This window comes from Pseudomonas phytophila, from assembly GCF_025643095.1.
Taxonomy (GTDB): domain Bacteria; phylum Pseudomonadota; class Gammaproteobacteria; order Pseudomonadales; family Pseudomonadaceae; genus Aquipseudomonas; species Aquipseudomonas quasicaspiana.
Genome location: NZ_CP081201.1, coordinates 4978077 through 5004723, shown reverse-complemented (window position 1 = coordinate 5004723; position 26647 = coordinate 4978077). Strand labels below are relative to the sequence as shown.

The following is a 26647-nucleotide window of genomic DNA, read 5'->3' as shown; positions in this document are numbered from 1 at the left end:
GTAGGAGCTGCCGCAGGCTGCGAAGCGCATTGGCTGATACTCCGCGATTCGCAGCCTTCGGCAGCTCCTACAGATTTAGTAGACTCAGTGATTCACCGTAAACGCCAGCATCGCTGACAGCTGGCACAACGGCCTGCCGCTTTCGCTTTGCCATTGGTTGAACACTTGCTGGACGATGGCCTGATCGCGTTTGCTGGTCGGGACTTTGTCGACGATCTTCTGGGCGTTGAGCGCGGCTACCACGTCCCAGGTCGGGATAAAGGTGTCTTTACCCACCATGCGCAGGAAGCGCGGCGCAGACAGTCCGCCCATTTGGTTGCCATGTTTGGCGAGGTACTGCCAGAGCCCGGTGATGTCATCCACCGGCCATTGGGCGATGAAGTTGCCGAAACTGCCGTGTTCCTTTTCGATGTCCAGTACCAGTTGCGCATTGCGCGGCACGCTTTTGAGTTTGCCCAGGTGGCGAATGATCCGCGCATCCTGCATCAGCCGCTCAAGGTGGTCGGCACCCATGAGCACGACCTTTTCCGGATCGAAGCGGTAGAACACTTCCTCGAAAGTCGGCCACTTGGCGTCCACCAGGCTGTGCTTCAGACCGGCGCGGAACACCCGCAGGGCCATGGTCGACAGGTAGCGGTCGTCGCCGATGGCTTGCAGTTGTTTAGCGGTCTTGGGTGTCGGCAAATGTGCTTCGAGGGCTTTGGCCGAGCCGAAGCGGTTCAGGCAGTACTCATTCAGCCATTTGTAATCGTGCATTACTGCTCCAGAAAATGATGCGTACAGCCTCAGACTTGGCCTTCGCCCGCAAGTTTACGGTTTCGCTGAAAAGTCCATCTGATGTACAGCAGCGCGCTGACAAATACCCCGAGGCTGACGAGCATCTCCAGGATGCCGAACAGCGAACGGTTGGGATCGAACGCTGCCAGCGCACCTTTGATGAAATACAGGTTGACCACGAAACACAGCCACGAATAAGCGCGGGGGCTGCTACTGATAATCCCGGGTGCGAACAACAGCAGCGGCACCAACTCGATCAGCAGAATCACCCATGGCCGTGCGCCGTGCAGGTCGGCAATCCACAGGTAATAAATGCTCAGCAGCGCAATCAGCCCGAAAAAACTGCTCAGGCTGATCAGGCGGCTGATTTTTACTCTCGGCTCAAGCCAGTCCAGCGCAGGCAGGACTTCAGGCTTTTTAGCCACGGGCCGGGTCTAGCAGAAGGGCGGTTTTCGCCAGACGCTGACCGAGTGCGCGACACAGTTGGGTCTCGTGCGGATCAAGCGGGCGCTTGCCGTCAGGCCCGGCGTGGTGACTGGCGCCATAGGGGGTGCCGCCGCCACTGGTTTCCACCAATGCAGATTCGCTGTAAGGCAGGCCGGTGATCAGCATGCCGTGGTGCAGCAACGGCAGTAGCATCGACATCAAGGTGGTTTCCTGGCCGCCGTGCAGGCTGGCGGTGGAGGTGAACACGCTGGCCGGTTTGCCCACCAGCGCGCCGGTCAGCCACAGGTTGCTGGTGCCGTCGAGGAAGTACTTGAGCGGTGCAGCCATGTTACCGAACCGCGTCGGGCTGCCAAGGGCCAGGCCTGCGCAATTTTTCAGGTCATCCAGTGTGGCGAACAGCGCGCCACTTTCCGGGATGCTCGGCGCCACGGCTTCGCATTCGGTGGAAATCGCGGGCACGGTACGCAAGCGCGCTTCCATACCGCCCAGTTCGATACCGCGGCCGATCTGCCGGGCCATTTCGCTGGTTGAGCCGTTGCGGCTGTAAAAGAGGACCAGGATGTACGGCGTGCTCATGGTAAAAGCTCCAGGACGTTTTCTGGTGGGCGGCCGATGACGGCCTTGTCACCGGCGACCAGAATCGGCCGCTCGATGAGTTTGGGGTGCGCGACCATGGCGTCGATCAATGCGTCGTCGCTCAGGCTTTGGTCGGCCAGGTTGAGGGTTTTGTAATCGTCTTCGCCGGTGCGCAGCAGTTGACGGGCACTGATGCCAAGCTTGTTCAGCACGTCGCGCAATTGCCCGGCGTCGGGCGGGGTTTCCAGGTACAACACGATGGACGGGCTCAGGCCTCGGGCTTGCAGCAGTTCCAGCGCGCCGCGCGATTTGGAGCAGCGCGGGTTGTGATAAAGCGTCAGGTCGGTCATTTGCAGGTCGCATCCAGCATGAAGTGGCGGCTATTCTACCCGCCATAGGACCTGGGCTAAACACCAAGCGGTGATCGGTCGCAGGTTTAAGTATTCGATGAGAGTCGCCCCGGCGTCCCTGACAGCATGCTGTCGGTGAGCTCCTACAGGATTTGGGTCAACTCTGAAAATTGCAGCTTGTTTGACAGGAGTGAGGAACAACATGGCGAGGCGATTGGCGGCGGTAGTGGCATTGGTCGGCAGTATGTTGCTGGCGGGGTGTGGCGTGGATCTGGGGACTGACCAGAACGGCCAGAAAGTTGCCAGCGAGCGTATCGACAAGCATTGGCTGGTGATCAATTACTGGGCTGAATGGTGCGGCCCGTGCCGGGTTGAAATCCCGGAGCTGAATCACCTGTCGGAAGAACTCAAGGACCAGAAGGTGACGGTGCTTGGCGTCAATTTCGACAACTTGCAGGGCGAAGAGCTGAAAACCGCCAGCAATGCACTTGGCATCAAGTTCACGGTATTGGCTCAGGACCCGGCTGCGCAATATGACCTGCCGCCGAGTGAGGCATTACCGGTGACTTACATCATTGATGACAAGGGCAAGATGCGTGCGCAGTTGCTGGGCGAACAGACCGCCACCGGTGTGACGGCGAAGCTGAAGGCGCTGCGCGGAGAGGGGTGAAATCTAATAGGCAGGAAAAACCTCTATCGGCTGCACCATCGCCTCGCGAACAAGTTCTCTCCTACCGATCAGTGCGTGTCAGGCGGTTCTGGTAGGAGGCAACTTGTTGGCGAGAGGGGCTGATGCGGTTATTCAGGCAAACCGCCTCGCGAACAAGTTCGCTCCTACCGGGCGGTGCCGTGTCAGGTTGTTGTGGTAGGAGGCAACTTGTTGGCGAGAGGGCTGACGCGGTTCTTCAGATACACCGCCTCGCGAACAAGTTCGCTCCTACCGGAAATGGTGCAACCCAGGGTTCAACCCTCTTCCCAGAACCTCAACGGTTTGCCTTGCGCAGGCCACAGGCGCAGCTGGTCAATGGGCGAGATGTCCCAGCGTTGGACTTTGCCAACCGCTTGCAGGAAGCGTTGCTCTTGCTCCATCAGGGCCGGGGCACACATTTTGCGGGTGCTGCCGACGGCACCAAACGTGATGGTCTCGTCCTGCAGGGTGTACGACGCAAACCAGTGGTTGCAGCCGGCATTGCCGTAGGCGCGGCCATCGGCGCCCAGGGTCATGGTCAGGTGACTGTTGTCGATCAGCGGACGTTCGCCGATCCATTCCAGCACGTAGCTTTGGTCATGCTTGATCGGCAGCGGTTTAGCCGCGCAGCCGACCAGCAAGGCAGCACCGACGAGTGCTGACAGGGCAAACGGTTTCATGCAGCTTTCTCCTGACACTTCTTGCAGAAGTGCTTCTCACCTTCGGATTTCCAGCCCAGCTCGGCAATGCGTGCTGATGCGGCGGGTTTCTGTGCGGCAACGCCAGCCTTGGCGTCAACCATGAACTCGAAGTCCAGCACTACACCGCAACTGTCGCAATTGACCTTCCACTGGTGGATGGCCAGTTCGTCGAACACTGGACCTTTGGCGACTGCGATCCATTGGCCGGGCGGGTTGATCAGGTGGCGGACCTTCTCGACCTGCAGGCGCATGTGCAGGGTTTTGCTGCCTTTGATGGTCACCAGCAGTTCGTCACGATCGTGAATCGAACCGCCGTTGCCAGTCACTTGATAGCGCCCCGGTGCCAAGGTGCGGCACTCGGTCAGGGTGTGTTGCGGGTTGAGCATGCTGTAGCGAAAATCGTGTTCGGCCATGAGGTCCTCCAAATTGCGCGCATCCTATCACGCAGTTGTGGGATTTCTCTTCCCGCTAGCTTGCCACGAGATTTTGCGGCTGACCGCTGGCCCAGGCATGAATGTTGTCCAGCGTGGTCTGCGCGATAGCACCCAGGGCTTCGTGGGTCAGAAAAGCCTGATGAGCGGTCACGATTACATTGGGAAAGGTCAGCAGGCGGGCAAGCACGTCATCTTGCAACGGGTGATCGGACCGATCCTCGAAAAACAGTAGCGCTTCTTCTTCGTAGACATCCAGCCCCAGATAACCCAACTGACCGCTTTTCAAGGCTTCGCTCAGGGCCGGGGTGTCGACCAGCGCGCCGCGTCCTGTGTTGATCAACATGGCACCGCGCTGCATGGTCGCCAGCGACCGGGCATTGATCAGGTGTCGGGTTTGCGGCGTGAGCGGGCAGTGCAGGCTGATGATCTGCGACTGTTGCAGCAATTCTTCGAGGCTCAGGTAGCGGGCGCCCAGGGCTTCGACGTGTGGATTGGGGAAGGGGTCGTAGGCGAGCAACTCGCACCCGAAACCCGACATGATTTTGGCGAAGGTTGCGCCGATCTGCCCGGTGCCGACGATGCCGACGGTTTTGCCCACCAGATCGAAGCCGGTCAGACCATGCAGGCTGAAATCGCCGTCGCGGGTGCGGTTGTAGGCGCGATGCAGGCGACGGTTGAGGGCCAGAATCAGCGCAACGGCATGTTCGGCCACGGCATGCGGTGAATAGGCGGGCACCCGCACCACGCTGATCCCCAGTTTCTGCGCGGTTGGCAGGTCGACATGGTTGTAGCCGGCCGAACGCAGAGCAATCAAACGAGTGCCACCGGCGGCCAGACGTTCAAGTACGGGCGCGCTGAGGTCATCATTGATGAACGCGCACACGACTTCGTGGCCGTCCGCGAGTGCGGCTGTTTCCATTGTCAGGCGAGCCGGCTGGAAGTGCAGTTGCAGCGATTCAGGCAGACGCGCGGCAAGAAAGCTGTCGCGGTCGTAAGTCTGGCTGCTGAAGATCAGAGTGCGCATCTACGATTCCTTGTAGTGTTGGAGAGATACCGGATCTTGTAGGCGCTGCCGAAGGCCGAGAAAGCGGTGTGTCAGATATATTGCTTTGCAGCTTCGGCGGCTCCCATCAAACATAAAATAACTAACTGAATTCAAATGCCTTTTCTGTAGGAGCGCGCTTGCCCGCGATTGCGCCAGCACAGACGATATATTCATCGACTGACAGACCGAATCGCGGGCAAGCGCGCTCCTGCAGTTCTATGTTCGGTGCGAGCGAGCGCGGTGCCATGGACCGTGGGCTCAAACCCTTCGATCAGGCACTCACCCGCGCTTCATCAGCCAGGCGTTTTATGGCTGATTCCAGTTCGTCCAGAGCGTCGTGGACTTGCGGTGCATTTTGCTTGAGTAGCGTTTCGCTGCGTTGACATGCAGCACGTAATTGCGGAACTCCACAGTATCGGGTTGCGCCGTGCAGGCGATGGACGCGTTCGAGCAAGGCTTCCCGGTCATCGCTTTCACGGGCTGAGCGAATCGCTTCACGGTCGCCTTCCAGTGATGCCAGCAACATGGCCAGCATGTCGGCGGCGAGATCGGGTTTGCCAGCGGCCAGTTTCAACCCTTCGCTGTGATCAAGCACATGCATGTCGGCACTGCGGTGAGTGTTTTCGGTTTGACGCTCCGGTGCCTGATTGCGCAGGGCCAGTCCGGTCCACTTGAGCACCACCTGGGCCAGTTGTCGTTCACTGATAGGCTTGGTCAGGTAATCGTCCATGCCGCTCTGCAGCAGCGCGCGCTTTTCATTGGCCATGGCATGGGCGGTCAGGGCGACGATAGGCAGCGACGAACTCTGGCGTTCGGTCTCCCAGGCCCGGATTGCTTCAGTGGTCTGACGCCCGTCCATGCCGGGCATTTGCACGTCCATGAGCACCAGATCGAACGTCTCGGTCTTCACCGCGTGCAGCGCTGCATAGCCGCTGTCCACCGCAGTCACTTCGGCGCCCATGTCTTCCAGCAGGGTTTGCACCAGCAGCAGGTTGGCCGGGTTGTCGTCCACGCACAGCAGACGTGGCGGACGGCTCGACAACGGTTCGGCGGTATCGCTGCGCTGGGCGACCGGGCTGATCAGCTCGCACAAGGCGCGGCGCAGTTTGCGGGTACAGGCCGGTTTGGCCTGCAACTGGGTATAGATGTCCGGGACCGCAAGCTGGAACAACGCCTGCTCGGTGGTCGGACATAGCACCAGCACTTTGCAGTCGAGGTTTTCCAGGTCCCAGATGTGCTGGCGCAGGCGCTCGGGCGGCAGCTCGTGAGCGGTGATACCCAATACGGCGAGGCTGATCGCTGCGGGTGTTTGATGCGCCGCGGTGACACCGTTGAGCAGGTTTTCCAGGTTGTTGAACACCAGTGTCTGCAAGCCGCAGTCTTCCAGTTGATGCTCAAGGGCTTGCCGCGCCAGATCGTGATGCTCCATTACCGCGACCCGCAGCCCCTGCAACGGCAGGGCGGGTGCGTCCTCGATATCGTCTCGGGCTTTGGGCAGGCGCAGGCTGATCCAGAACTCCGAACCTTCGCCCGGCTCACTGTCGACGCCAATCTCGCCCCCCATCTGCTCGATCAACCGCTTGGAAATCACCAGGCCCAGACCGGTACCGCCCGGCTGTCGGGACAACGAGTTATCGGCCTGGCTGAAGGCCTGAAACAAGGCGCGCACGTCCTGGCTGGACAAGCCGATCCCAGTGTCCTGCACGCTAATGCGTAACTGAGCGCTGTCTTCGCTTTCGTCTTCGACCATGGCCCTGGCGACGATAGTGCCTTCCCGGGTGAACTTGATCGCGTTGCTGACCAGATTGGTCATGATCTGCTTCAGGCGCAGCGGGTCGCCGAGCAATGACAACGGCGTGTCTCGGTACACCAGACTGACCAGTTCCAGCTGTTTGGCGTGGGCAGCCGGGGCAAGAATGGTCAGTGTGTCCTGCAGCAGATCACGCAGGTTGAACGGCACATTATCGAGGACCAGTTTGCCGGCCTCGATCTTCGAGAAGTCGAGAATTTCGTTGATGATCCCCAGCAGGCTGTCGGCCGATTTTTCGATGGTGCTCAGGTAATCGTACTGGCGCGGCGTCAGATCGCTTTTCTGCAGTAAATGGGTAAAACCAAGAATGCCATTGAGCGGCGTGCGGATTTCATGGCTCATGTTGGCCAGGAATTCGGATTTGATCCGGCTGGCTTCCAGCGCTTCTTTGCGCGCCAGATCCAGTTCGATGTTCTGGATTTCGATGGTTTCCAGATTCTGCCGGACGTCTTCAGTGGCTTGTTCGATGCTGTGTTGCAATTCTTCCCGAGCGTTTTGTAGCGTTGCGGCCATGCGGTTAATGCCCGAAGCCAGTTCATCCAGTTCCAGACTGCCCAGCGGTGGCAGGCGGGTTTCCAGATTACCGTCCTTGAGTTGGGAAACCGCTTGTTTGATCAGGCTGATAGGGCCGTTGATCGTGCGGCTCATGCGCAGCGCGAGCACTGCGGTCAGGGCCATCCCGCCCAGAATCAGCAGCAGGCTGAAAAACATGCTGCGATAACCGCGCAGCAATGTACCGCTGTGGGTCAGCTCGACTTCGACCCAGCCCAGCAGGCGGTCGGCTTCATTCGGGATGATTTCGCCGGTCAGGTGACGTTCGCGACCGAGCACCGGTAGCAAGTAGCGTGTCGCATCGTTGCCGGTGCGTTGCAGGAGTTTTGTGCTGTTGCCCTCGGGAGGCGAGTTGATCATGCTCGGCCCGGCATGGGCCAGTGGCACCCGGTCTGCGCTGAGAAACGATACGGAACGTACGTCGTTCTCTTCCAGCGTCTCCACTGCGATGCGTTCAAGCAGGGCGCTGTCACCGCGGTCCAGCGCTGGCGCGGCAAGAGGCGCAAGCTCCTCGGCAATCATTTCGCCGCGCTGTAACAATTGCTCCTGCAAGTCGTGCAGCTGCATCCAGGTGAAATATCCCCCCAGCAGCGTCGCCATGAGAATGGCCGGCACGACGGTCAGCAGCAGGACGCGGCCTTTGATACCCAGCTTTTTCAGCACACTTTTTTCTCCAGCGGGCGAGGATTGCCGGTGAGCTACACAGGCTTGTAAGGTGGTGATGGCAGGTTGGTGTCAGGCAGTGTAGCTATTTAACCGGACACAATCGCCGCATATTACCCCTACTGGGTGAAGGGTGGCTTTGCATCGCTGACTATGCGTTATTCCATTTGGCGATAAGACCCGCACTTTGCGTGATATGGGCTTTAGGCGTTTGCCGTTATGATAGGCGCCCCCGCAGTCTGGATTGCGAATACGCCATGACCCTGCAGTACCCAACCATTGCCGATTGCGTCGGCAACACCCCGCTTGTGCGCTTGCAGCGCATGGCGGGTAATACCAGCAATACGCTCCTGCTGAAACTGGAGGGGAACAACCCTGCCGGTTCGGTCAAGGATCGTCCTGCGCTGTCGATGATTACCCGTGCCGAACTGCGTGGTCAGATTCATCCTGGTGACACCCTGATCGAAGCGACCTCCGGTAACACTGGCATCGCCCTGGCCATGGCCGCCGCGATCAAGGGTTACAAGATGGTCCTGATCATGCCGGACAACTCCAGCGCCGAACGCAAGGCGGCGATGACTGCCTATGGCGCCGAGCTGATTCTGGTCAGCAAGGAAGAGGGCATGGAAGGTGCCCGTGACCTGGCTGAGCGGATGCAGCGCGAAGGTCGCGGCAAGGTGCTTGACCAGTTCGCCAACGGCGATAACCCGCAGGCGCATTACACCAGCACCGGCCCCGAAATCTGGCAGCAGACAGGTGGCACAGTCACCCATTTCGTCAGCTCCATGGGGACCACCGGCACCATCATGGGCGTGTCGCGTTACCTGAAAGAACAGAATCCGAATGTGCAGATCGTCGGACTGCAACCGATGGAAGGCGCAGCGATTCCGGGTATTCGTCGCTGGCCGGAAGAGTACCTGCCACGCATTTATCAGGCTGATCGGGTGGATCGCATCATTGATATGGGCCAGGTCGAGGCCGAAGAGACCATGCGCCGTCTGGCCCGCGAAGAAGGCATCTTCTGCGGTGTGTCCTCGGGCGGTTCGGTCGCGGGCATGTTGCGTCTGTCCCGTGAAGTCGAAAATGCGGTCCTGGTCGCGATCATTTGTGACCGTGGCGACCGTTACTTGTCGACCGGCGTCTATGACGCGCCCAACTGATGGCCAAACATGAAAGAGGCCTGCGCTTCCAGCCAGCAGGCGGTACCCGGGCAAACCAGATCCCGACGGGCAAGAAACAGCGGCTGACCATCGAGCGCCTGGCGAACGATGGACGCGGCATCGCGTTTTTCGAAGGCAAGACCTGGTTCGTCGCGGGCAGCCTGGCAGGTGAAGAGGTCGAGGCGCGGGTACTCAATGCCCACGGCAAAATCGTTGAAGCACGCACCGAACGTGTGTTCCAGGGCAGCGCGATGCGTCGTCCTGCGCCGTGCGTGCATTTTGGTCGCTGCGGCGGCTGCAGCGTGCAGCATGTGCCCCACGCTGAACAGCTCGCCCTGAAACAGCGCATGCTCGCCCAGCAGTTGCAGCGGGTCGCCGGCGTTGAGCCGGAGCAGTGGGCAGCGCCGTTGACCGGTCCGGAGTTTGCCTACCGCAGACGCGCCCGGGTCGCGGTACGCTGGGACGTAAAGGCAAAACATCTGGACGTGGGCTTTCGTGCTGCCGCCAGCCAGGACATCGTCGCCATCGATGAATGCCCGGTGCTGGTACAGGCTTTGCAACCGATCATGATGCAGCTGCCGGGAATGCTGAAAAGCTTTAGCAAGCCTCAGGTGCTGGGGCATGTCGAATTGTTTTGGGGGACATCGAGCGCGGTACTGGTTCGGCACACTGCGCCACTGGCTGAATCCGATCTCAATAATTTGAAAGCATTTTGCCATACTCATGACGCACAACTATGGTTGCATGGGGACGGTGATCCGCAGCCGGCAGACGCTTCGCAATCCTTGGGGTATCGATTGGAGCCTTGGGATCTGGAGCTGGCGTATCGGCCGGGAGATTTCATTCAGGTCAACGCGGCGGTCAACACCGCGATGATCGAACAGGCGCTGGAGTGGTTGGCACCCCAGGCCGATGAGCGGGTACTGGATTTGTTTTGCGGGCTGGGCAATTTTGCCCTGCCATTGGCGAAAATGGTCAAAGAGGTGGTAGCGGTCGAAGGGGTTGCGACCATGGTCGAGCGTGCCACCCGCAATGCAATGAGTAATGATCTACACAACGTGGCATTTTTTCAGGCGGATCTTTCGCAGCCGCTGGACAAGGCTGAATGGGCAGCGCAAGGCTTTACTGCGGTGCTGTTGGACCCGCCGCGTGACGGTGCTTTTGAGGTGGTGCGCAAGCTGAAGACATTAGGCGCCCGCCGGTTACTTTATGTTTCATGTAATCCGGCAACTTTGGCTCGTGACACTGTCGAATTGCTCAGTCAGGGCTACAGATTAAAACGTGCCGGTATCCTCGATATGTTTCCACAGACGGCACATGTCGAGGCGATGGCGTTATTTGAAGCGAGTAAGTAAGCGGCGGCCCAGGGAATCGAGTCGGCTGCTTACACGGAGTCTCGTTTAATCCGACTGACCCGCGGACACCAGTCCTCGCTTGCCCGGTGAGGAGTGTTCGCTCAAGAAGGTCAGCGACTGTAGGCGCTATTCATCGCGCCGTAGGGAAGGTAAGCAACATGGTACAGGTGAGAGCACACCAGCCGATAAACACAGACGGCAGTATCAATCTCGACGCGTGGCTTGATCATGTGGTCAGCGTCGACCTCATAGTGGACCGACAGGCGCTGAAAGAGGCCTGTGAATTTGTTCGGCAAGCCGAGCAGCAGGACAATGCAGCGAAGAATCTCTGGGCCGAAGGCACGTCCAGTTTTCATACGGGACTGGAAATCGCCGAGATCCTCGCCGACCTCAAGCTGGACCAGGACTCGCTGGTTGCAGCGGTTCTGTACCGGGGCGTGCGCGAAGGCAAGATTCCTTTGCCGGATGTCGAGCAGCGTTTCGGCGCAACGGTCGCCCGACTGATTGATGGCGTGCTGCGCATGGCGGCAATCAGCGCCAGCCTCAGTCCGCGCCAGTCGTTGGTATTGGGCACTCAGGTGCAGGTGGAAAACCTGCGCAAGATGCTGGTGGCCATGGTCGACGACGTTCGCGTTGCCTTGATCAAGCTGGCCGAGCGTACGTGCGCGATCCGTGCGGTGAAAAATGCCGACGAAGAAAAGCGCAATCGCGTGGCCCGTGAAGTCTTTGATATTTATGCGCCTTTGGCCCACCGCTTGGGTATCGGCCATATCAAATGGGAGCTGGAGGACTTGTCCTTCCGCTACCTGGAACCTGAGCAATACAAGCAGATCGCCAAGTTGTTGCATGAACGTCGCCTTGATCGCGAACGTTTCATCAGCGATGTGATGTCGCAACTGGACAACGAACTGCTGGCCACCGGCGTCAAAGCCGATATCAGTGGCCGGGCCAAACACATCTATTCCATCTGGCGCAAAATGCAGCGCAAGGGTCTGGATTTCAGCCAGATCTACGACGTTCGCGCCGTGCGGGTGCTGGTTCCGGAAATGCGCGACTGCTACACCGCGCTGGGTATCGTGCACACGTTGTGGCGGCACATTCCCAAGGAGTTTGACGACTACATCGCCAACCCCAAGGAAAACGGCTATCGCTCGCTGCACACCGCGGTCATCGGGCCGGAAGGCAAGGTGCTGGAAGTCCAGATCCGTACCCATGCGATGCACGAAGAAGCCGAACTGGGGGTTTGTGCGCACTGGCGTTACAAAGGCACTGACGTTAAATCCGGCTCCAATCATTACGAAGAGAAAATCTCCTGGCTGCGTCAGGTGCTGGAATGGCACGAAGAACTGGGCGATATCGGTGGGCTGGCTGAACAGCTGCGCGTCGACATCGAGCCGGATCGCGTCTACGTCTTCACACCGGACGGCCACGCCATTGACTTGCCCAAAGGGGCTACACCGCTGGACTTCGCTTATCGGGTTCACACCGAAATCGGCCATAACTGCCGGGGCGCGAAGATCAATGGCCGGATCGTACCGCTCAACTACAGCCTGCAGACCGGTGAGCAGGTCGAGATCATCACCAGTAAGCAGGGGACGCCGAGCCGTGACTGGCTGAACTCCAACCTGGGTTACATCACTACTTCCCGGGCGCGGGCGAAAATCGTTCACTGGTTCAAATTGCAGGCGCGTGACCAGAACGTTGCGGCCGGTCGAACCTTGCTTGAGCGGGAGCTGGCGCGTCTGGCACTGCCAGCGGTGGACCACGAGCGGTTGGCGGAAAAAGCCAACATGCGCGCCGCCGACGATATGTACGCGGCGTTGGGTGCGGGCGATTTGCGTCTGACTCAACTGGTCAATCTGGCGCAACAGCTGGTCGAGCCAGAGCGCGGCAACGAGCAACTGGAACTGATCCCACGCAAAGCCACCGGCTACAAGCCCGGCAAGCGTGGCGATATCCAGATTCAGGGTGTCGGCAACCTGATGACGCAGATGGCGGGCTGCTGCCAGCCGCTGCCGGGCGATGCCATCGTCGGCTATATCACGCAAGGCCGTGGGGTGAGCATTCACCGTCAGGACTGCGCCTCGGTCCTGCAGTTGGGCGGTCGCGAGCCCGAGCGGATCATTCAGGTCAGTTGGGGCCCGGTGCCGGTGCTCACCTATCCGGTGGACATCATCATCCGTGCTTACGACCGTTCCGGTCTGCTGCGTGACGTATCGCAGATCCTGCTCAACGAGCGGATCAACGTGCTGGCGGTCAACACCCGCTCGAACAAAGAGGACAACACGGCGTTGATGTCGCTGACCATCGAGATCCCGGGGCTTGATGCCTTGGGCCGCTTGCTGGGGCGGATCTCGCAATTGCCGAACATTATCGAGACGCGGCGAAACAGAACGCCTTGAGGCGTAGCTGCAAGCTTTAAGCTACAAGCCGCAAGCTGGACGCGGACAATTTGTAGCTTGGGGCTTGTAGCTTAAAGCTGTGACCGAAGGGAACCCCATGTATTCGCTCCAAGACCTGCTCCACCTCATGGCCCGTCTGCGTGACCCGAAATACGGTTGCCCGTGGGACGTGCAGCAGAATTACGCCAGCATCGTGCCGCACACCCTTGAAGAAGCGTACGAAGTGGCCGACGCCATTGAGCGCGGTGACTTCGATGATCTCAAGGGTGAGCTGGGCGATTTGCTGTTTCAGGTGGTGTACTACAGCCAACTGGCCAGGGAAGAAGGGCGGTTCGAGTTTGACGGCGTGATTGATGGCATTACGCGCAAGCTGATCCGTCGTCACCCTCATGTTTTTCCCACTGGCGATTTGTATGCGCCACTGGAAACGCCGCGCTTGAGCGACGAAGAGGTCAAGCAGCGTTGGGAGGAGATCAAGGCTCAGGAGCGTGCCGTCAAGGCAAAGCCGCCCGAGCAATTGTCACTGCTCGACGATGTGCCCGCCGTGTTGCCTGCGTTGTCTCGTGCCGCCAAATTGCAAAAACGGGCATCACAGGTAGGTTTCGACTGGCCTTCAGCCTTGCCCGTGGTCGACAATGTCCGCGAAGAGCTCGATGAAGTGCTGGAAGCCATGGCTGACAACGACGCTGCGGGCATCGAGGAAGAGGTTGGCGATCTGTTGTTTGCAGCGGTGAATCTGGCCCGGCATCTCAAGGTTGATCCTGAAAATGCCCTGCGCGCTGCCAACCGCAAATTCGAACGCCGCTTCCGATTTATCGAACAGGCATTGCGCGACACCCAGCGTCCCATGGAAGATTGCACCCTTGAAGAAATGGACGCTCTGTGGGGCGAAGCCAAACGTCAGGAAAAGAACGCGCCCAGCTGTGGCTGAGCTCGCTGCATCTGCATAAGTGAGTAGACAATGAGCATTTCCCTTCGCGATCAGTTACTCAAGGCAGGCCTGGTCAACCAGAAGCAGGCCAAACAGGTCAGCAAAGACAAGCAGAAAGAACAGCGTCTGGCCCACAAAGGTCAGATTGAAATTGACGACTCGCAAAAGCGTGCCGCCCAGGAAGCCGCGGCCGAGAAGGTCAAGCGCGATCAGGAACTCAATCGGCAGCAGCAGGAGAAGGTCGAGCAGAAGGCCCGCGCCGCTCAGGTCAAGCAATTGATCGAATCGTCACGCCTGCCCAAGCTGACCACCGAGGATTACTACAACTTCGTCGACGACAAGAAGGTCAAGCGCCTGTCGGTCAACAACCTGATGCGCAGCAAGCTGAGCAACGGCTCGCTGGCCATCGTCAGTCATGGTGGGGGTTATGAAGTCATTCCGCGTGAGGCGGCGCTGAAGATTCAGGAGCGCGACCCGCGTCGCATCGTGATGTTGAGCGAGCCGACTGAAGAGAAGGCAGACGGCGATGATCCGTACGCGGCTTACAAGATCCCTGATGATCTGATGTGGTAATACCAGCGTCGTGTCAAAACAAAACCCGCCAAGTGCGGGTTTTGTTTTTTAAGCGATTCTGTTTGTCATCCAGCACGTCAGCGATCACTGACTGCGTTGGTTTTCCTGCGCCTCGAGTTCCATCTTGTAGCGCTGCGCATCGGACTCTACGTGAAACATGCCGACCAGTTGATCCTGCTGGTAGACGTCCCAGATTTGAATGCCGTCGGCAATGCTTTCATGGGAGATATGGGCGTCATCGCGTTCAGTTACTATTACGGTCATCGTTCAAACTCCTGACTTGGACTGCGGCGATCTGTCGCAGGCCTCAGTTATAGAATTTGTTAGCTGACTACGTAAATAGTTGGTTTTTTTCATGTTCGGTTGCAGAGCACGGCAGGTTGCCGGGAGCCTTTATTTATAAGGGCTACAGCGGGTCTGTCAGGTAAATGAAGATTATTTCATGTGGCTCCAGCTGCGGATTTATGGCACCTGTGGGAGCGAATTCATTCGCGAAGGCGGTGCTAAGGCTGATCAAAATGCATCGACTGTACTGGCCTCTTCGCGAATGAATTCCCAACAGACAACCGTCTCAGGTGCATCGCAAATCCCTGTGGGAGCCGGGCTTGCCCGCGATACTGGCGACGCGGTTTCACGGCCACACCGCGTTATCGTTCTTCGCGGGCAAGCCTCGCTCCAACAGGTTGGTAGCCTCTCAAGCTTATGCAGGACCTTTGGGACCGAATTTATTCGGGAAAGGGTCGGCAGCTTCAATACTTCTGTCGCCTGACATGACGCATTCGCGAATGAATTCGAACCACCGGGATCAACCCTTGCAGGCCAACACAGAATCTCCCACAGATAATCGTTTCAGTTGGATCGCTAATCCCTGTGGGAGCCGGGCTTGCCCGCGATATAGGCGACGCGGTTTCATTGCAATACCGCGTTATCGTTCTTCGCGGGCAAGCCTCGTTCCAACAGGTTGAGAGCATCTCACGCTTATGCAGGACCTGTGGGACCGAATTCATTCGGGAAAGGGCCGGCAGATTCAACACTTCTGTCGCCTGACATGACGCATTCGCGAATGAATTCGCTCCCACCGGGATCAACCCTTGCAGGCCAACATAGAATCTCCCAGAGATAACCATCTCGGGTGGATCGCAAATCCCTGTGGAGCCGGGCTTGCCCGCGATATAGGCGACGCGGTTTCATTGCAATACCGCGTTATCGTTCTTCGCGGGCAAGCCTCGCTCCAACAGGTTGATAGCCTCTCAAGCTTATGCAAAACCTGTGGGACCGAATTTATTCGGGAAAGGGTCGGCAGCTTCAACACTTCTGTCGCCTGACATGACGCATTCGCGAATGAATTCGCTCCCACCGGGATCAACCCTTGCAGGCCAACATAGAATCTCCCACAGGCTATTAATAGCTGCCCGTCTCCCAGGCACAAAAAAGCCCCGCACAATGGCGGGGCTCTTGAGTACGGCTTGGCTGCTATCAGCTGCCTTTGACCGCTTTGCCATTCACCGTGCCGTCCAGCAGCATGATGTTGTATTCCTTGCCGTCGGTTTCTACCTGTTGCAGGCGAACCAGCAGGTAGTCCCAGTCCTTGGCGAACCAGAGCACGGTAATACGCTTGCTTTGCGTCGGGTCGCGCACGCGCTCGACCTTGATGGCGTCGATCTGACCGGCCTTGGTGGCGACCTTCTCGGAGCCCAACACACGGAAATCGTAGGTATCAATCTCGTCACCGTCGACGACTTGATAGGTCATGGTCTTCTTGCCAGCGGCCACATCGTGTTGCAGGGCCAGTTGGTAAGTGGATTTGTCCAGAACACCACGGTTCAGCGGCAGCTTGACGGCGTCGCCGCGATCCGTGCCGGTGATGAACTTGGTGGACCAGTCGAACGCCAGATCAACTTTCTTGGACTTGCCCAGACCACCACGCTCGAAGTTGTAGGTCTGCGGCAGCATGGTGTCCTTGTCGACCTTCAGCGTGCTGACTTCGCTCAGACTGGCGATCATCATGGAAGCCTTGAAATTCAGAGTCCAGACGCCGTTCGGGCCGGAGGTCAGGCTGCGTTCGGCCGTGCCGCTCATGGGCAGCTGTTTCCAGTCGGCGGTGTAGCTGGCGGAGAAGGGTTGCAGGTCTGCGGCCTGGGTGGCAGGCAATGCGAGCAGAGCGAAAGCGAACAGCAAAGCGCGACGCATAATATCTCCTAGGTTCGAATCAAGTGGCCATTGGCGGCGATCAACTGCCCGTCCAATAATGCGCCTTCTGCGGCAAGGCTCAAGCGGCCCTCGGCAAACCAGCGAATAGCCAGTGGGTAGATGTGGTGTTCCTGAACATGAACACGCTGGGCAAGAGTGCTCGGCGTATCGTTGGGCTCCACCGAAATCACTGATTGTACGACCAGTGGTCCACCGTCGAGTTCCTCGGTGACGAAGTGCACGGTACAGCCATGCTCGGCGTCGCCAGCTTCCAGCACCCGTTGGTGGGTGTGCAAGCCTTTATAGAGAGGAAGCAGGGAAGGGTGGATGTTCAGCAGGCGCCCCTGATAATGCCGGACGAAGCCCGCGGTGAGGATGCGCATGAATCCGGCGAGGACAACCAGCTTCGGCTGGTAGGTGTCGATCACTTCGATCAACGCGGCATCGAATGCCTCACGACCGTCGTAATCCTTGTGATCGAGGACGCTGGTATCGATACCTGCGTCCCTGGCGCGCTGCAAACCGAAGGCATCGGCGCGGTTGGAAATCACCGCGCGGATGCGGGCGGGGTGATCACCGCCCTTGAAGCTGTCGATCATGGCTTGCAGGTTGCCACCGGTGCCGGACAGCAGCACCACTAGATCGCAGGTTGCAGGCATCAGTGCGCCTTGAGGTTTTTCAGCTCGACTTGCGCAGCGCCTTCGGCAGCGGTGGCGATCTGGCCGATGACCCAAGGCTGCTCGCCTGCTTCGCGCAGAACGTTCAGCGCGGTTTCAACGTGCTCCTGAGCGACGCAGATAACCATGCCGACGCCGCAGTTCAGCACGCGGTGCATTTCGTTTTCAGCGACGTTGCCTTGCTGCTGCAACCAGTCGAATACGGCTGGACGCTGCCAGCTCGCCACGTCGACCACTGCCTGAGCGCCAGCTGGCAGCACGCGCGGGATGTTGTCCAGCAGACCGCCGCCAGTGATGTGGGCCATGGCTTTGACAGCACCCGTCTCCTTGATCAGCTTGAGCAGAGGTTTGACGTAGATGCGGGTCGGTGCCATCAGCAGTTCGGTCAGCGGCTTGCCGTCCAGCTGGATGGTTTCGATATCGGCACCGGCGACTTCGATGATCTTGCGGATCAAGGAGTAGCCGTTGGAGTGCGGACCGGAAGACGGCAGGGCGAGCAGGGCATCACCGGCAGCGACTTTCGAGCCGTCGATGATCTCGGCCTTCTCCACGACGCCAACGCAGAAGCCTGCCAGGTCGTAGTCTTCGCCTTCGTACATGCCTGGCATTTCAGCAGTCTCGCCGCCTACCAGCGAGCAACCCGCCAGTTCACAGCCAGCGCCGATGCCGGTGACCACGTCAGCAGCAGTGTCGACGTTGAGTTTGCCGGTGGCGTAGTAATCCAGGAAGAACAGCGGCTCTGCGCCGCACACCACCAGGTCGTTGACGCACATGGCGACCAGATCGATGCCGATGGTGTCGTGCTTGTTCAGGTTCAGCGCCAGGCGCAGTTTGGTGCCGACGCCGTCGGTGCCGGAAACCAGCACAGGCTGCTTGTAGCCAGCCGGGATTTCGCAGAGGGCGCCGAAGCCGCCCAGGCCGCCCATGACTTCCGGCCGCTTGGTGCGCTTGGCAACGCTCTTGATGCGTTCGACCAATGCTTCACCGGCGTCGATGTCTACACCGGCGTCTTTGTAGCTCAGGGAGGGTTGCTTGCTCATAATCCAGGCCTTTAGGGGGGATTCGGGGGATCGACCGAAACAGCGGGGCCGCTGAAAGCTGTGTCCAGTTTTCGGGCCGCCACCATCGCCAGTCTGCGAAGGCGCGCGATTTTATCAGGCTTGGGCCTTACCGGCCATCCTTAGGCCGACGGGCTGGCGCATTGAAAGCAAAAAAACCTGTGTGTCTGTGGACTGGTTGATTCGATGCCGCCCCTATAAGGTGTAGCCTTCATCTTTGTTGTGAATGTTTAGCTGCTCGCTGCGGTCTCACTCACGCCAGTCATTTCGATGCGGTTCTTTATTGCCGCTTTTCCGTTCGGGAACTGTCCATGCGTCTTTCGAATCTATTTTTTGCCGGCTGCCTGTCACTGCTCAGTCTGCCGAGCGTCGCTGAAACCGTTAACAATCTTTATCAGGTCCGTGAAACCGTCAGTGGCCAGACGCCTGACGAGCGCACACGTGCCACCCAGGCTGCGCTGGAAACCATGGTCCTGCGCCTGACCGGCGATGCTCGTGCTCCGCAGAGTTCATCGCTGGCCGATTTGCGCAAGGATCCGCAGCAGATCATCAGTCAATATGGTTATGACGCCGGGCCTCCGGAAACCCTGCTGGTGGATTTCGATCCGGCCAGCACCGACCGTGCGTTGCGCCAGGCCGGTTATTCGCTGTGGGGCAGCAATCGGCCGACTATCCTTGGGTGGTGGCTGAATGATGCAACCGAAGGTTCCAATCTGGTCGGCGACGGTCAGGCTTCTGCTGAACCCCTGCGCCGTGCGGCCCAGCACCGTGCGTTGCCATTGCGTCTGCCGCTGGCGGACCTGGAAGAACAGGGCGTGGGTACCGCGAAAAATATAGAAGGCACGGATCCCACTGCGTTGAAGCAGGCGTCAGAGCGATACGGCGCGGATGCCTTGTTGGCCGTGCACGCCAAGGAAGAGGCTGGACAATGGCAGGGCAAATGGCGGTTGTGGATGGGTGACAAGCGCGAGCAGGGCACCGCGACTGCTGCCAGCTCCGAGGCCTTGGCCGACGCTGTGTTGTTGGCCGTCAGCGAACGACTGGCGCCGCGTTTTGTGGCCAAACCAGGCGCCTCCAGCGGGCTGCTGATGCAGGTACAAGGCATGAATCTGGAGCGCTACGCGCAACTGATGCAGTTACTCGAACCGTTTGGCGCGCGTCTGAAGCTGGTTGAAGGCGATCGCATCATTTACGAAGTGAACGGCAGTGCCGAGCAACTGCGTTCGCAATTGTCGCTGGCCAAGTTGCAGGAGATTCCGGCAGCCGAAGCAACTGTGGCGCCAACCGCACCTGCCGCTGCACCTGGGCAGGCTGCACCGGCACCAGTTGACGCTGCAGGAGCGGTTCAGGCTCCCGGGCCGACAATCGTGCCAATAGCAGCACCGCAGATTTACTTCCGCTGGTAAAAACGCATGACATCTCTATTAGTAGTCGAGGGGCTTTGATGACTGACACACGGCGCTGGTTCTGGATTGGCGGGGTTGTTCTGCTGTTCCTGTTTGTATTCTTGCTGCACGGGATTCTGACTCCGTTTCTGGTGGCGCTGCTGTTGGCTTACATGGGCGACCCACTGACCGACAAGCTGGAAAAGCTGGGCCTGTCGCGGACGTTAAGCGTGGTGGCCGTGTTTGGTCTGTTTACGCTGATCCTGATGGGCTTGCTGCTGGTGCTGATACCGATGCTCGCCAAGCAGCTGTTCCGTCTGTATGAGCTGGCGCCACAAATACTGGACTGGTTGCAGCACAGCGCTTTGCCGTGGGTGCAGACCAAGTTCGGACTGGCTGACGGCTTCTGGAAGTTCGATAAGGTCAAGGCAGCGATTTCCGAACACATGGGCCAGACCGGCGATATCGTCAGCGCTGTATTGTCCAGGGCGACAGCCTCCAGCCTCGCGCTGATCGGCTGGATCACCAATCTGGTGCTGATCCCTGTGGTGTGTTTCTACCTGCTGCGGGACTGGGACGTGATGATGGCCAAGATTCGTGGCCTATTGCCGCGCCACCGTGAAGAGCAGGTCGTCAAGCTGGCGGGCGAATGTCATGAAGTACTGGGCGCATTCATTCGCGGCCAGTTGCTGGTGATGGTTGGCCTGGGCGTTATCTATGCAGCGGGCTTGATGCTGGTGGGCCTGGAATTGGGTCTGTTGATCGGGGTGATTGCCGGTCTGGCCGCCATCGTGCCTTATATGGGTTTCGTGATCGGTATCGGCGCAGCGCTGGTGGCCGGGCTGTTCCAGTTTGGCGGCGACCTGTACCCGATGCTGGGTATCGCGGCGGTGTTCATGGTCGGTCAGGCGCTTGAAGGCATGGTGCTCACGCCCTTGCTGGTCGGCGATCGGATCGGCCTGCATCCGGTGGCGGTGATCTTCGCGATTCTGGCGGGCGGTGAGTTGTTCGGCTTCACCGGGATCCTGCTGGCTCTACCGGTGGCAGCGGTGATCATGGTCCTGGTTCGTCATGCGCATGACGTCTATAAAGAGTCGGATGTTTACGGCGGGGCGGAAGATCCGGAGTTGTAGGAAGCATCCCCCCAGGGGATTTGGGGTTGAAATGCAATCCTATGTGGGAGCGAGGCTTGCCCGCGATAAGGCTGGACGCGATAGACCTGATATCTCTGGCGCCCTTATCGCGGGCAAGCCCTGCTCCCACAAGGGATCGCGATGGCCCGTAAATACCCCGGATTCACGCAAACCTTTGATTTTGCTTATGGTCTGGCGCATTGTGCCCCCAGCGTCACGGGTATAAACTTTGCGCACTTTACACAGAGGCCCCTAACGGTTCATTTGAACCGTTTAGCCAGCATGAAACCTATTCAGCTGCCCCTGGGTGTGCGTCTGCGTGATGACGCCACCTTCATCAATTACTATCCCGGCGCCAATGCTGCGGCACTCGGCTACGTCGAGCGGCTGTGCGAAGCCGAGGCGGGCTGGACCGAAAGCCTCATCTATCTATGGGGCAAGGATGGCGTAGGTCGGACTCACCTGTTGCAGGCCGCGTGCCTGCGTTTCGAGCAGATGGGCGAGCCGGCGGTTTACCTGCCACTGGCTGAAGTGATCGATGAAGGCGTCGAACTGTTCGACAACCTTGAGCAATACGAACTGGTCTGCCTCGACGACCTGCAAGCCATCGTCGGCAAGCCGGAATGGGAAGAAGCACTCTTTCACCTGTTCAATCGATTGCGCGACAGTGGTCGCCGTCTGCTGATTGCAGCGTCGCAGTCCCCCCGCGAGTTACCGGTCAAACTTCCCGACCTCAAATCACGCCTGACCATGGCGCTGGTGTTCCAGATGCGTGGCCTGTCTGACGAGGACAAACTGCGTGCACTTCAATTGCGTGCATCGCGACGCGGACTGCATCTGACTGACGAGGTCGGGCATTTCATCCTAACCCGTGGCACTCGCAGCATGAGCGCATTGTTCGATCTGCTGGAAACCCTCGATCAGGCCTCACTGCAGGCCCAGCGCAAGCTGACCATTCCCTTCCTTAAAGAGACGCTTGGGTGGTAGACCCCGCGTTGCTGCTGCAAACCGCCTCGGCGCTGCGTCATGCCCGGCGGATTCTGGTTATTACCGGTGCAGGTTTGTCAGCGGATTCGGGGCTACCGACCTATCGCGGCGTCGGTGGCTTGTATAACGGTGAAACCGACGACGGTATTCCTATCGAAATGGCTCTGTCCGGCCCCATGCTGCGCCGCGATCCTGCGCTGTGCTGGAAGTACATCGCGCAGTTGGGAAGGGCATGCCTGGGAGGCCAGCCCAATGCCGCCCATTACGCCATCGCCGAGCTGCAACGCAAAAAGCCGGAATGCTGGGTGCTGACGCAAAATGTGGATGGCTATCATCGCGCGGCGGGCAGTCCGCCTGAGCGACTGATTGAAATTCATGGGCAGATGGCACCGCTTTTTTGTCAGTCATGCGGTGCAGAGGATGCTGATTTAAGTACGCACCTGGAACGACCTCTTCCACCTCTCTGTTCGTTTTGTGGTGGCGTAATGCGACCATCCGTCGTTTTGTTTCAAGAGATGTTGCCCGAGCAAGCGATGCAAATACTCTATGAAGAGATGGCAAAAGGCTTTGATGCAGTGCTGAGTATTGGCACCACTGCAAGCTTCCCCTATATCCATGAACCCGTAGTAAGAACAAGGGTTTGCGGCGGTTTTACGGCGCTAGTAAATTTGACGCCTACCGATCATAGCGCCCAAATGGACGTGTTTTTGGCCTGTCGAGCGGTACATGTCATGGACGATCTGGTAAGTCACATTTAGTTCGATTGAATTTGCAAATCAGAATGAGAGTGGGCATAGTCGCGGCTTCTTAATACTTATCAGCCACGGTCGTGCCCATGCTAGCTCGCTTCGCACCCCTCGTGCCTCTCGCACTTGTCACCCTGCTTATAGGTTGCGCCGCCAATTCACCGGTCTCGCAACAACAGCAAGTACAGCAGCAAACCGCCAGATCGGTCAGCGCTCCCAATGCAAACGTCCGTTCAGATCGTTCGGTTTTGCAGGAAGAACTGGCGACAGAAGCTGAACTGGCGCGTTTCTCCGACAACAAGCCTTACCAGTTGCCAGTACTCGCTGACAGCATTCTTGAACGTGGCAAATCCCTGATCGGTACCCGTTACCGTTTCGGCGGTACCTCCACCAAGTCCGGTTTTGATTGCAGCGGCTTCATTGGTTATCTGTTCCGTGAAGAGGCGGGCATGAGCCTGCCGCGTTCTTCCCGTGAAATGATCAACATCGATGCTCCGCTGGTTAAGCGCAATGACCTCGAACCAGGTGATCTGCTGTTCTTCAGCACCGCGGGTCGCGGTCGCGTCAGCCACGCGGCTATCTACCTGGGCGACAATCAGTTCATCCACTCCAGCAGCCGTCGCAGTGGCGGTGTCCGTGTAGACAGCCTGGACGATGTGTACTGGAGCAAGACCTTCATCGAAGCCAAGCGTGCTCTGGCGATGGAATCGCCAACTGCGCCCGCTCAGACCACTGCGATGACGGCGACGACGCTCAAGACTCCAGTGGTCAAAAAGCGTAATCACAAATAATTAGCGTCCCGTACAAAGACAGGCTATAAGCCTGTCTTGTGCTTTTCGGGCTCCCGGCAAAGTAAGCCGCATCCACCTCGGGTTGTTGTGTTTATGTCGATTACGCTACGTATTGTGGTCATTTCTCTCGCTGCGTTACTGGGTGCTTGCGCCAGTGCGCCGCCGCCTCAGCCTCGGGTCGTTCAACGCCCGGTGATCGTTGCTCCCGCCGAGAACCCCAACCCTGCTGCTGAAGACGTGTTGTTCCGCGCTCTGGGGCTCGTGGGCACGCCCTATCGCTGGGGCGGCAACACGCCTGATTCAGGTTTCGATTGCAGCGGTCTGATCGGGTTTGTCTATCGTGATGCGGCGGGCATTGCCTTGCCACGTTCAACCCGCGATATGATTGTGATGCGTGCGCCGAGCGTTGGGCGCGAGCAACTGCAGTCTGGTGATCTGGTCTTCTTCGCCACAGGCGGCGGTTCGCAAGTCAGCCATGCAGGCATTTACGTTGGCGAAGGGCGCTTTGTACATGCACCTGCTACCGGCGGAACCGTGAAGTTGGACAGCCTCGACAAGCCTTATTGGCAGAAGGCTTATCTGGACGCCAAGCGAGTGATCCAGCCTTCGAATCTGGCGCGCAATCAGTAATCCAGGTTGCAGATCACTTTCTTCCGCTGGTTTCTCATCCCCAGAGTGTCAGCTGGATTTGCACTGACTGGTACATCGTCATCGCGAGCAAGCTCACTCCTACAGTTGGAATTCGATCTTCTGTAGGAGTGAGCTTGCTCGCGATGGCGTCAGTGGACTTACCGTAATCTGAAGGCATGCCCCCGATCCAGCGATCCTTAGGGCTAAGGCTTCAAACCCGCCTGTTGTGCCTTCGCTCCCGTCACCCGCCAGATTTTGTTGCCCACATCATCGGCCACCAGCAAGCCACCCTGATGGTCATTCACCACGCCAACCGGGCGGCCCTGTGCTTTTTCGTCGGCGTTGAGGAAGCCGCTCAGCAGGTCGATTGGCGTACCAGCTGGTCTGCCGTCTTTGAATGGCACGAACAGCACCTTGTATCCGCTGTGTGGTTTGCGGTTCCACGAGCCGTGCTGGCCGATGAACATCCCTTCGTTAAACGGTGCAGGCAAGGTTTTGCCGTCGGCGAAGACCAGGCCTAGCGAGGCCGTGTGCGGACCCACCGCGAAGTCAGGCGCGATCGCTTTGGCAACCAGCTCCGGATTTTGTGGTTTAACCCTCTCATCCACATGCTGGCCGTAATAGCTGTACGGCCAGCCGTAAAAGGCTCCGTCCTGAACCGAGGTCACGTAGTCAGGCACAAGGTCACTGCCGATTTCGTCGCGCTCGTTGACCGCGGTCCACAACTTGCCCGTGGTCGGCTCCCAGTCCATGCCGTTCGGGTTGCGCAGACCCGAGGCGAAGATGCGGTGGGTTTTGCTCGCCGGGTCTACTTCCCAGATTGCTGCCCGACCTTCTTCAGCTGCCATGCCGTTTTCCGCCACGTTGCTGTTCGAGCCAACCGTTACGTAAAGCTTGCTGCCGTCTTTGCTGGCGATGACGTTTTTGGTCCAGTGGTGATTCAGCGTACCGCCGGGCAAATCGACGATTTTGGTCGGTTGCGCGGTGATCGCCGTCTGTCCATCTTTATAGGGGAAGCTGATCAGCCGGTCGGTATCGGCCACATAGAGCGTGTTACCCACCATCGTCATGCCAAACGGCGAGTTGAGGTTTTCCAGAAACACGGTGCGGGTTTCTGCCACGCCGTCGTGATCCTTGTCGCGCAACAGGGTAATCCGGTTAGGGCTGGGCACGCCGGCCCCGGCGCGGCCCATGACTTTCTTCATGACCCAGCCACGGACGCCTTGATCGTCATCGGGTTTGGGCGGGGAATTGGTTTCGGCAACCAGCACATCGCCATTGGGCAACACATACAGCCAGCGCGGGTGATCGAGGTTTTCAGCGAAGGCGGCGACCTGGGTGCCCGGGGCCGCAACTGGTTTGCCACCCTGCGGCCAGCCGACGGCCGGGGCGATGTTGACCGTTGGGATCAGGGTTGTGTTGGGCTCCGGCAACTTCGGAGACGGGCCTGTTCCGTCCGTGACTTGCAGGGTCGAGGACTCGCCACAGCCCGCGAGGCCAGCGGCGAGCACGAGCAAGACGGCGTAGTGCGGTTTGAGCGTGAACATGGTGGATCTCCGTAACGGGCAGTGGTGCAGTAAGCGGTAGAGGCCCTCACGCGGTTGAGGTTCAACCCCTGTGTTGATTGACGCTCCGGGGGCAAGGCTCTAACCTGCGCGCTTGTTTCAGGTGCTCATCGTCCGCGGACTGATCGAGTGAAACAGGGAAGCCGGTGCGCTCGCTATTTTTCGAGCTATTCCGGCGCTGCCCCCGCAACGGTAAATGAGTGAAAACTGTGCAAACTGCCACTGTGCTCAGGCATGGGAAGGCGCGCAGCCGGGTTCGCCCGCTCATGAGCCCGGAGACCGGCCTGATCCATTCAACAGCATCACGGCGGGCGATGCTCTGCGCATGACCTGTGGTCGTGCTGTCAGTCTTTGCTATGCCCTCCGTCTGCTTTCGCGTGCCCTCAAGCGGAGAGCTGAGATGAACGAATCCCCTGAACGTGACGAACGCCATCTGGCGCGCATGCTGCGCAAGAAAGCCGTCATGGACGAGCGCATTGCCAGCGCCCCTAACGAATGCGGTTTGCTGTTGGTCTTGACCGGCAATGGCAAAGGCAAAAGCAGCTCCGCGTTCGGCATGCTCGCCCGGGCCATGGGCCACGACATCCAGTGCGGCGTCGTGCAGTTCATCAAAGGCAGTCACAGCACGGGCGAAGAGTTCTTCTTTCGGCGTTTTCCGGAACAGGTCCGTTACTACGTAATGGGCGAGGGATACACCTGGGAAACCCAGGACCGTCAGCGCGATATCGCTGCGGCCGAAGCCGCTTGGGAAGTATCTCTGGAAATGCTCCGTGATCCGTCCATTGGCCTGGTGGTGCTGGACGAACTGAACATTGCCCTCAAGCACGGCTATCTGGACATCGAGCGGGTACTCAGCGACTTGCAGGCGCGTCCGCCGATGCAGCACGTGATCGTGACCGGTCGCGGCGCCAAGCCGGAAATGATCGACATGGCCGACACGGTTTCCGATATCACCGTGGTCAAGCACGCCTTCCAGTCTGGTATTCGTGCCCAGAAAGGCATTGAGCTGTGAGCGCACTGT

The 26647-nt window shown here is 58.9% G+C and carries 26 protein-coding genes and 1 riboswitch; of the genes, 13 read left to right on the top strand and 13 right to left on the bottom strand.

Translation table 11 applies throughout. From position 1 onward, the window contains the following. Nucleotides 1–84 precede the first annotated feature (84 nt). The 4 genes from K3169_RS22630 to arsC are packed head-to-tail and all read right to left on the bottom strand — an operon-like array spanning nt 85 to nt 2150. Nucleotides 85–756: a DNA-3-methyladenine glycosylase I gene (locus tag K3169_RS22630; RefSeq protein ID WP_027901854.1), complete on the bottom strand. Its 672-nt coding sequence runs from the start codon at nt 754–756 to the stop codon at nt 85–87. Nucleotides 757–785: 29 nt separating this feature from the next. Then, the gene (locus K3169_RS22625) at nt 786–1202 is read right to left on the bottom strand and encodes a DUF2069 domain-containing protein (protein ID WP_263268105.1); all 417 of its coding nucleotides are present in this window, start codon (nt 1200–1202) and stop codon (nt 786–788) included. Next, nucleotides 1195–1800 (bottom strand): NAD(P)H:quinone oxidoreductase, encoded by a 606-nt coding sequence (gene wrbA, locus K3169_RS22620; protein WP_263268103.1) that lies wholly within the window; start codon nt 1798–1800, stop codon nt 1195–1197. The genes K3169_RS22625 and wrbA overlap by 8 nt, the downstream gene beginning before the upstream one ends. Continuing rightward, nucleotides 1797–2150: an arsenate reductase (glutaredoxin) gene (arsC, locus tag K3169_RS22615; protein ID WP_027901857.1), complete on the bottom strand. Its 354-nt coding sequence runs from the start codon at nt 2148–2150 to the stop codon at nt 1797–1799. The genes wrbA and arsC overlap by 4 nt, the downstream gene beginning before the upstream one ends. Before the next feature lie 202 nt (nt 2151–2352). Between arsC and K3169_RS22610 the strand changes: the two genes are divergently transcribed. Continuing rightward, the gene (locus tag K3169_RS22610) at nt 2353–2820 is read left to right on the top strand and encodes a TlpA family protein disulfide reductase (protein WP_263268101.1); all 468 of its coding nucleotides are present in this window, start codon (nt 2353–2355) and stop codon (nt 2818–2820) included. A gap of 293 nt (nt 2821–3113) precedes the next feature. On the opposite strand, the gene K3169_RS22605 is transcribed toward K3169_RS22610, so the two are convergent. The 4 genes from K3169_RS22605 to K3169_RS22590 form a co-directional block, all read right to left on the bottom strand. Continuing rightward, complete coding sequence (locus K3169_RS22605) at nt 3114–3518, bottom strand: META domain-containing protein (RefSeq protein ID WP_099270636.1); 405 nt, start codon at nt 3516–3518, stop codon at nt 3114–3116. Next, nucleotides 3515–3952: a hypothetical protein gene (locus tag K3169_RS22600; RefSeq protein ID WP_027899236.1), complete on the bottom strand. Its 438-nt coding sequence runs from the start codon at nt 3950–3952 to the stop codon at nt 3515–3517. Before K3169_RS22600 ends, K3169_RS22605 begins: the two co-directional genes overlap by 4 nt. 55 nt (nt 3953–4007) lie before the next feature. Continuing rightward, a complete protein-coding gene (locus K3169_RS22595; protein ID WP_027899235.1) occupies nt 4008–4997 on the bottom strand; it encodes a 2-hydroxyacid dehydrogenase in 990 nt (329 codons plus the stop codon). 292 nt (nt 4998–5289) lie between these two features. Beyond that, on the bottom strand, nt 5290–8043 hold the full coding sequence (locus tag K3169_RS22590; RefSeq protein WP_263268100.1) for a response regulator: 2754 nt from the start codon (nt 8041–8043) through the stop codon (nt 5290–5292). Nucleotides 8044–8300: 257 nt separating this feature from the next. Between K3169_RS22590 and cysM the strand changes: the two genes are divergently transcribed. From cysM to K3169_RS22565, 5 genes are all read left to right on the top strand, one after another. Then, nucleotides 8301–9203, top strand: coding sequence for a cysteine synthase CysM (cysM, locus tag K3169_RS22585; protein ID WP_099270633.1), 903 nt, complete (start codon nt 8301–8303; stop codon nt 9201–9203). Continuing rightward, nucleotides 9203–10558 carry a 23S rRNA (uracil(1939)-C(5))-methyltransferase RlmD gene (gene rlmD / locus K3169_RS22580; RefSeq protein ID WP_263268099.1) on the top strand — a complete coding sequence of 452 codons (1356 nt, stop codon included), beginning with the start codon at nt 9203–9205 and terminating at the stop codon, nt 10556–10558. Before cysM ends, rlmD begins: the two co-directional genes overlap by 1 nt. A gap of 158 nt (nt 10559–10716) precedes the next feature. Continuing rightward, entirely contained in the window at nt 10717–12960 is a 2244-nt protein-coding gene (gene relA, locus K3169_RS22575; protein WP_027899231.1) for a GTP diphosphokinase, read from the top strand. Nucleotides 12961–13057: 97 nt separating this feature from the next. Next, on the top strand, nt 13058–13891 hold the full coding sequence (gene mazG / locus K3169_RS22570; protein WP_263268098.1) for a nucleoside triphosphate pyrophosphohydrolase: 834 nt from the start codon (nt 13058–13060) through the stop codon (nt 13889–13891). Nucleotides 13892–13921: 30 nt separating this feature from the next. After that, a complete protein-coding gene (locus K3169_RS22565) occupies nt 13922–14464 on the top strand; it encodes a DUF2058 domain-containing protein (protein ID WP_027899229.1) in 543 nt (180 codons plus the stop codon). A gap of 84 nt (nt 14465–14548) precedes the next feature. Here the strand turns inward: K3169_RS22565 and K3169_RS22560 are convergent, their stop codons facing one another. The 4 genes from K3169_RS22560 to purM form a co-directional block, all read right to left on the bottom strand. Then, entirely contained in the window at nt 14549–14728 is a 180-nt protein-coding gene (locus tag K3169_RS22560; protein ID WP_027899228.1) for a hypothetical protein, read from the bottom strand. Between the two features lie 1212 nt (nt 14729–15940). After that, complete coding sequence (locus K3169_RS22555) at nt 15941–16654, bottom strand: DUF3108 domain-containing protein (RefSeq protein WP_027899227.1); 714 nt, start codon at nt 16652–16654, stop codon at nt 15941–15943. An 8-nt stretch (nt 16655–16662) separates the two neighbouring features. After that, nucleotides 16663–17313, bottom strand: coding sequence for a phosphoribosylglycinamide formyltransferase (gene purN / locus K3169_RS22550; protein WP_263268097.1), 651 nt, complete (start codon nt 17311–17313; stop codon nt 16663–16665). Beyond that, nucleotides 17313–18371, bottom strand: coding sequence for a phosphoribosylformylglycinamidine cyclo-ligase (purM, locus tag K3169_RS22545; RefSeq protein ID WP_122397835.1), 1059 nt, complete (start codon nt 18369–18371; stop codon nt 17313–17315). Before purM ends, purN begins: the two co-directional genes overlap by 1 nt. A gap of 329 nt (nt 18372–18700) precedes the next feature. Between purM and K3169_RS22540 the strand changes: the two genes are divergently transcribed. The 6 genes from K3169_RS22540 (at nt 18701) to K3169_RS22515 (ending at nt 24061) form a co-directional block, all read left to right on the top strand. After that, nucleotides 18701–19795, top strand: a complete 1095-nt coding sequence (locus K3169_RS22540; protein WP_263268095.1) for a DUF2066 domain-containing protein — start codon at nt 18701–18703, stop codon at nt 19793–19795. 38 nt (nt 19796–19833) lie between these two features. After that, complete coding sequence (locus K3169_RS22535; protein WP_027902379.1) at nt 19834–20907, top strand: AI-2E family transporter; 1074 nt, start codon at nt 19834–19836, stop codon at nt 20905–20907. 282 nt (nt 20908–21189) lie between these two features. Next, nucleotides 21190–21894, top strand: coding sequence for a DnaA regulatory inactivator Hda (hda, locus tag K3169_RS22530; protein WP_027902380.1), 705 nt, complete (start codon nt 21190–21192; stop codon nt 21892–21894). Then, a complete protein-coding gene (locus K3169_RS22525) occupies nt 21888–22652 on the top strand; it encodes an NAD-dependent deacylase (protein ID WP_164706036.1) in 765 nt (254 codons plus the stop codon). Before hda ends, K3169_RS22525 begins: the two co-directional genes overlap by 7 nt. A 77-nt stretch (nt 22653–22729) precedes the next feature. Continuing rightward, on the top strand, nt 22730–23431 hold the full coding sequence (locus K3169_RS22520) for a C40 family peptidase (RefSeq protein WP_263268092.1): 702 nt from the start codon (nt 22730–22732) through the stop codon (nt 23429–23431). A gap of 93 nt (nt 23432–23524) precedes the next feature. Beyond that, nucleotides 23525–24061, top strand: a complete 537-nt coding sequence (locus tag K3169_RS22515; RefSeq protein ID WP_027902383.1) for a C40 family peptidase — start codon at nt 23525–23527, stop codon at nt 24059–24061. Between the two features lie 203 nt (nt 24062–24264). Here the strand turns inward: K3169_RS22515 and K3169_RS22510 are convergent, their stop codons facing one another. Continuing rightward, a complete protein-coding gene (locus tag K3169_RS22510; protein ID WP_263268089.1) occupies nt 24265–25608 on the bottom strand; it encodes a PQQ-dependent sugar dehydrogenase in 1344 nt (447 codons plus the stop codon). A gap of 102 nt (nt 25609–25710) precedes the next feature. Beyond that, nucleotides 25711–25929: riboswitch (cobalamin riboswitch) on the top strand. 97 nt (nt 25930–26026) lie between these two features. Here K3169_RS22510 and cobO point away from each other — a divergent pair. After that, nucleotides 26027–26638: a cob(I)yrinic acid a,c-diamide adenosyltransferase gene (gene cobO, locus K3169_RS22505; protein ID WP_027902077.1), complete on the top strand. Its 612-nt coding sequence runs from the start codon at nt 26027–26029 to the stop codon at nt 26636–26638. The last annotated feature ends 9 nt before the right edge of the window (nt 26639–26647 follow it).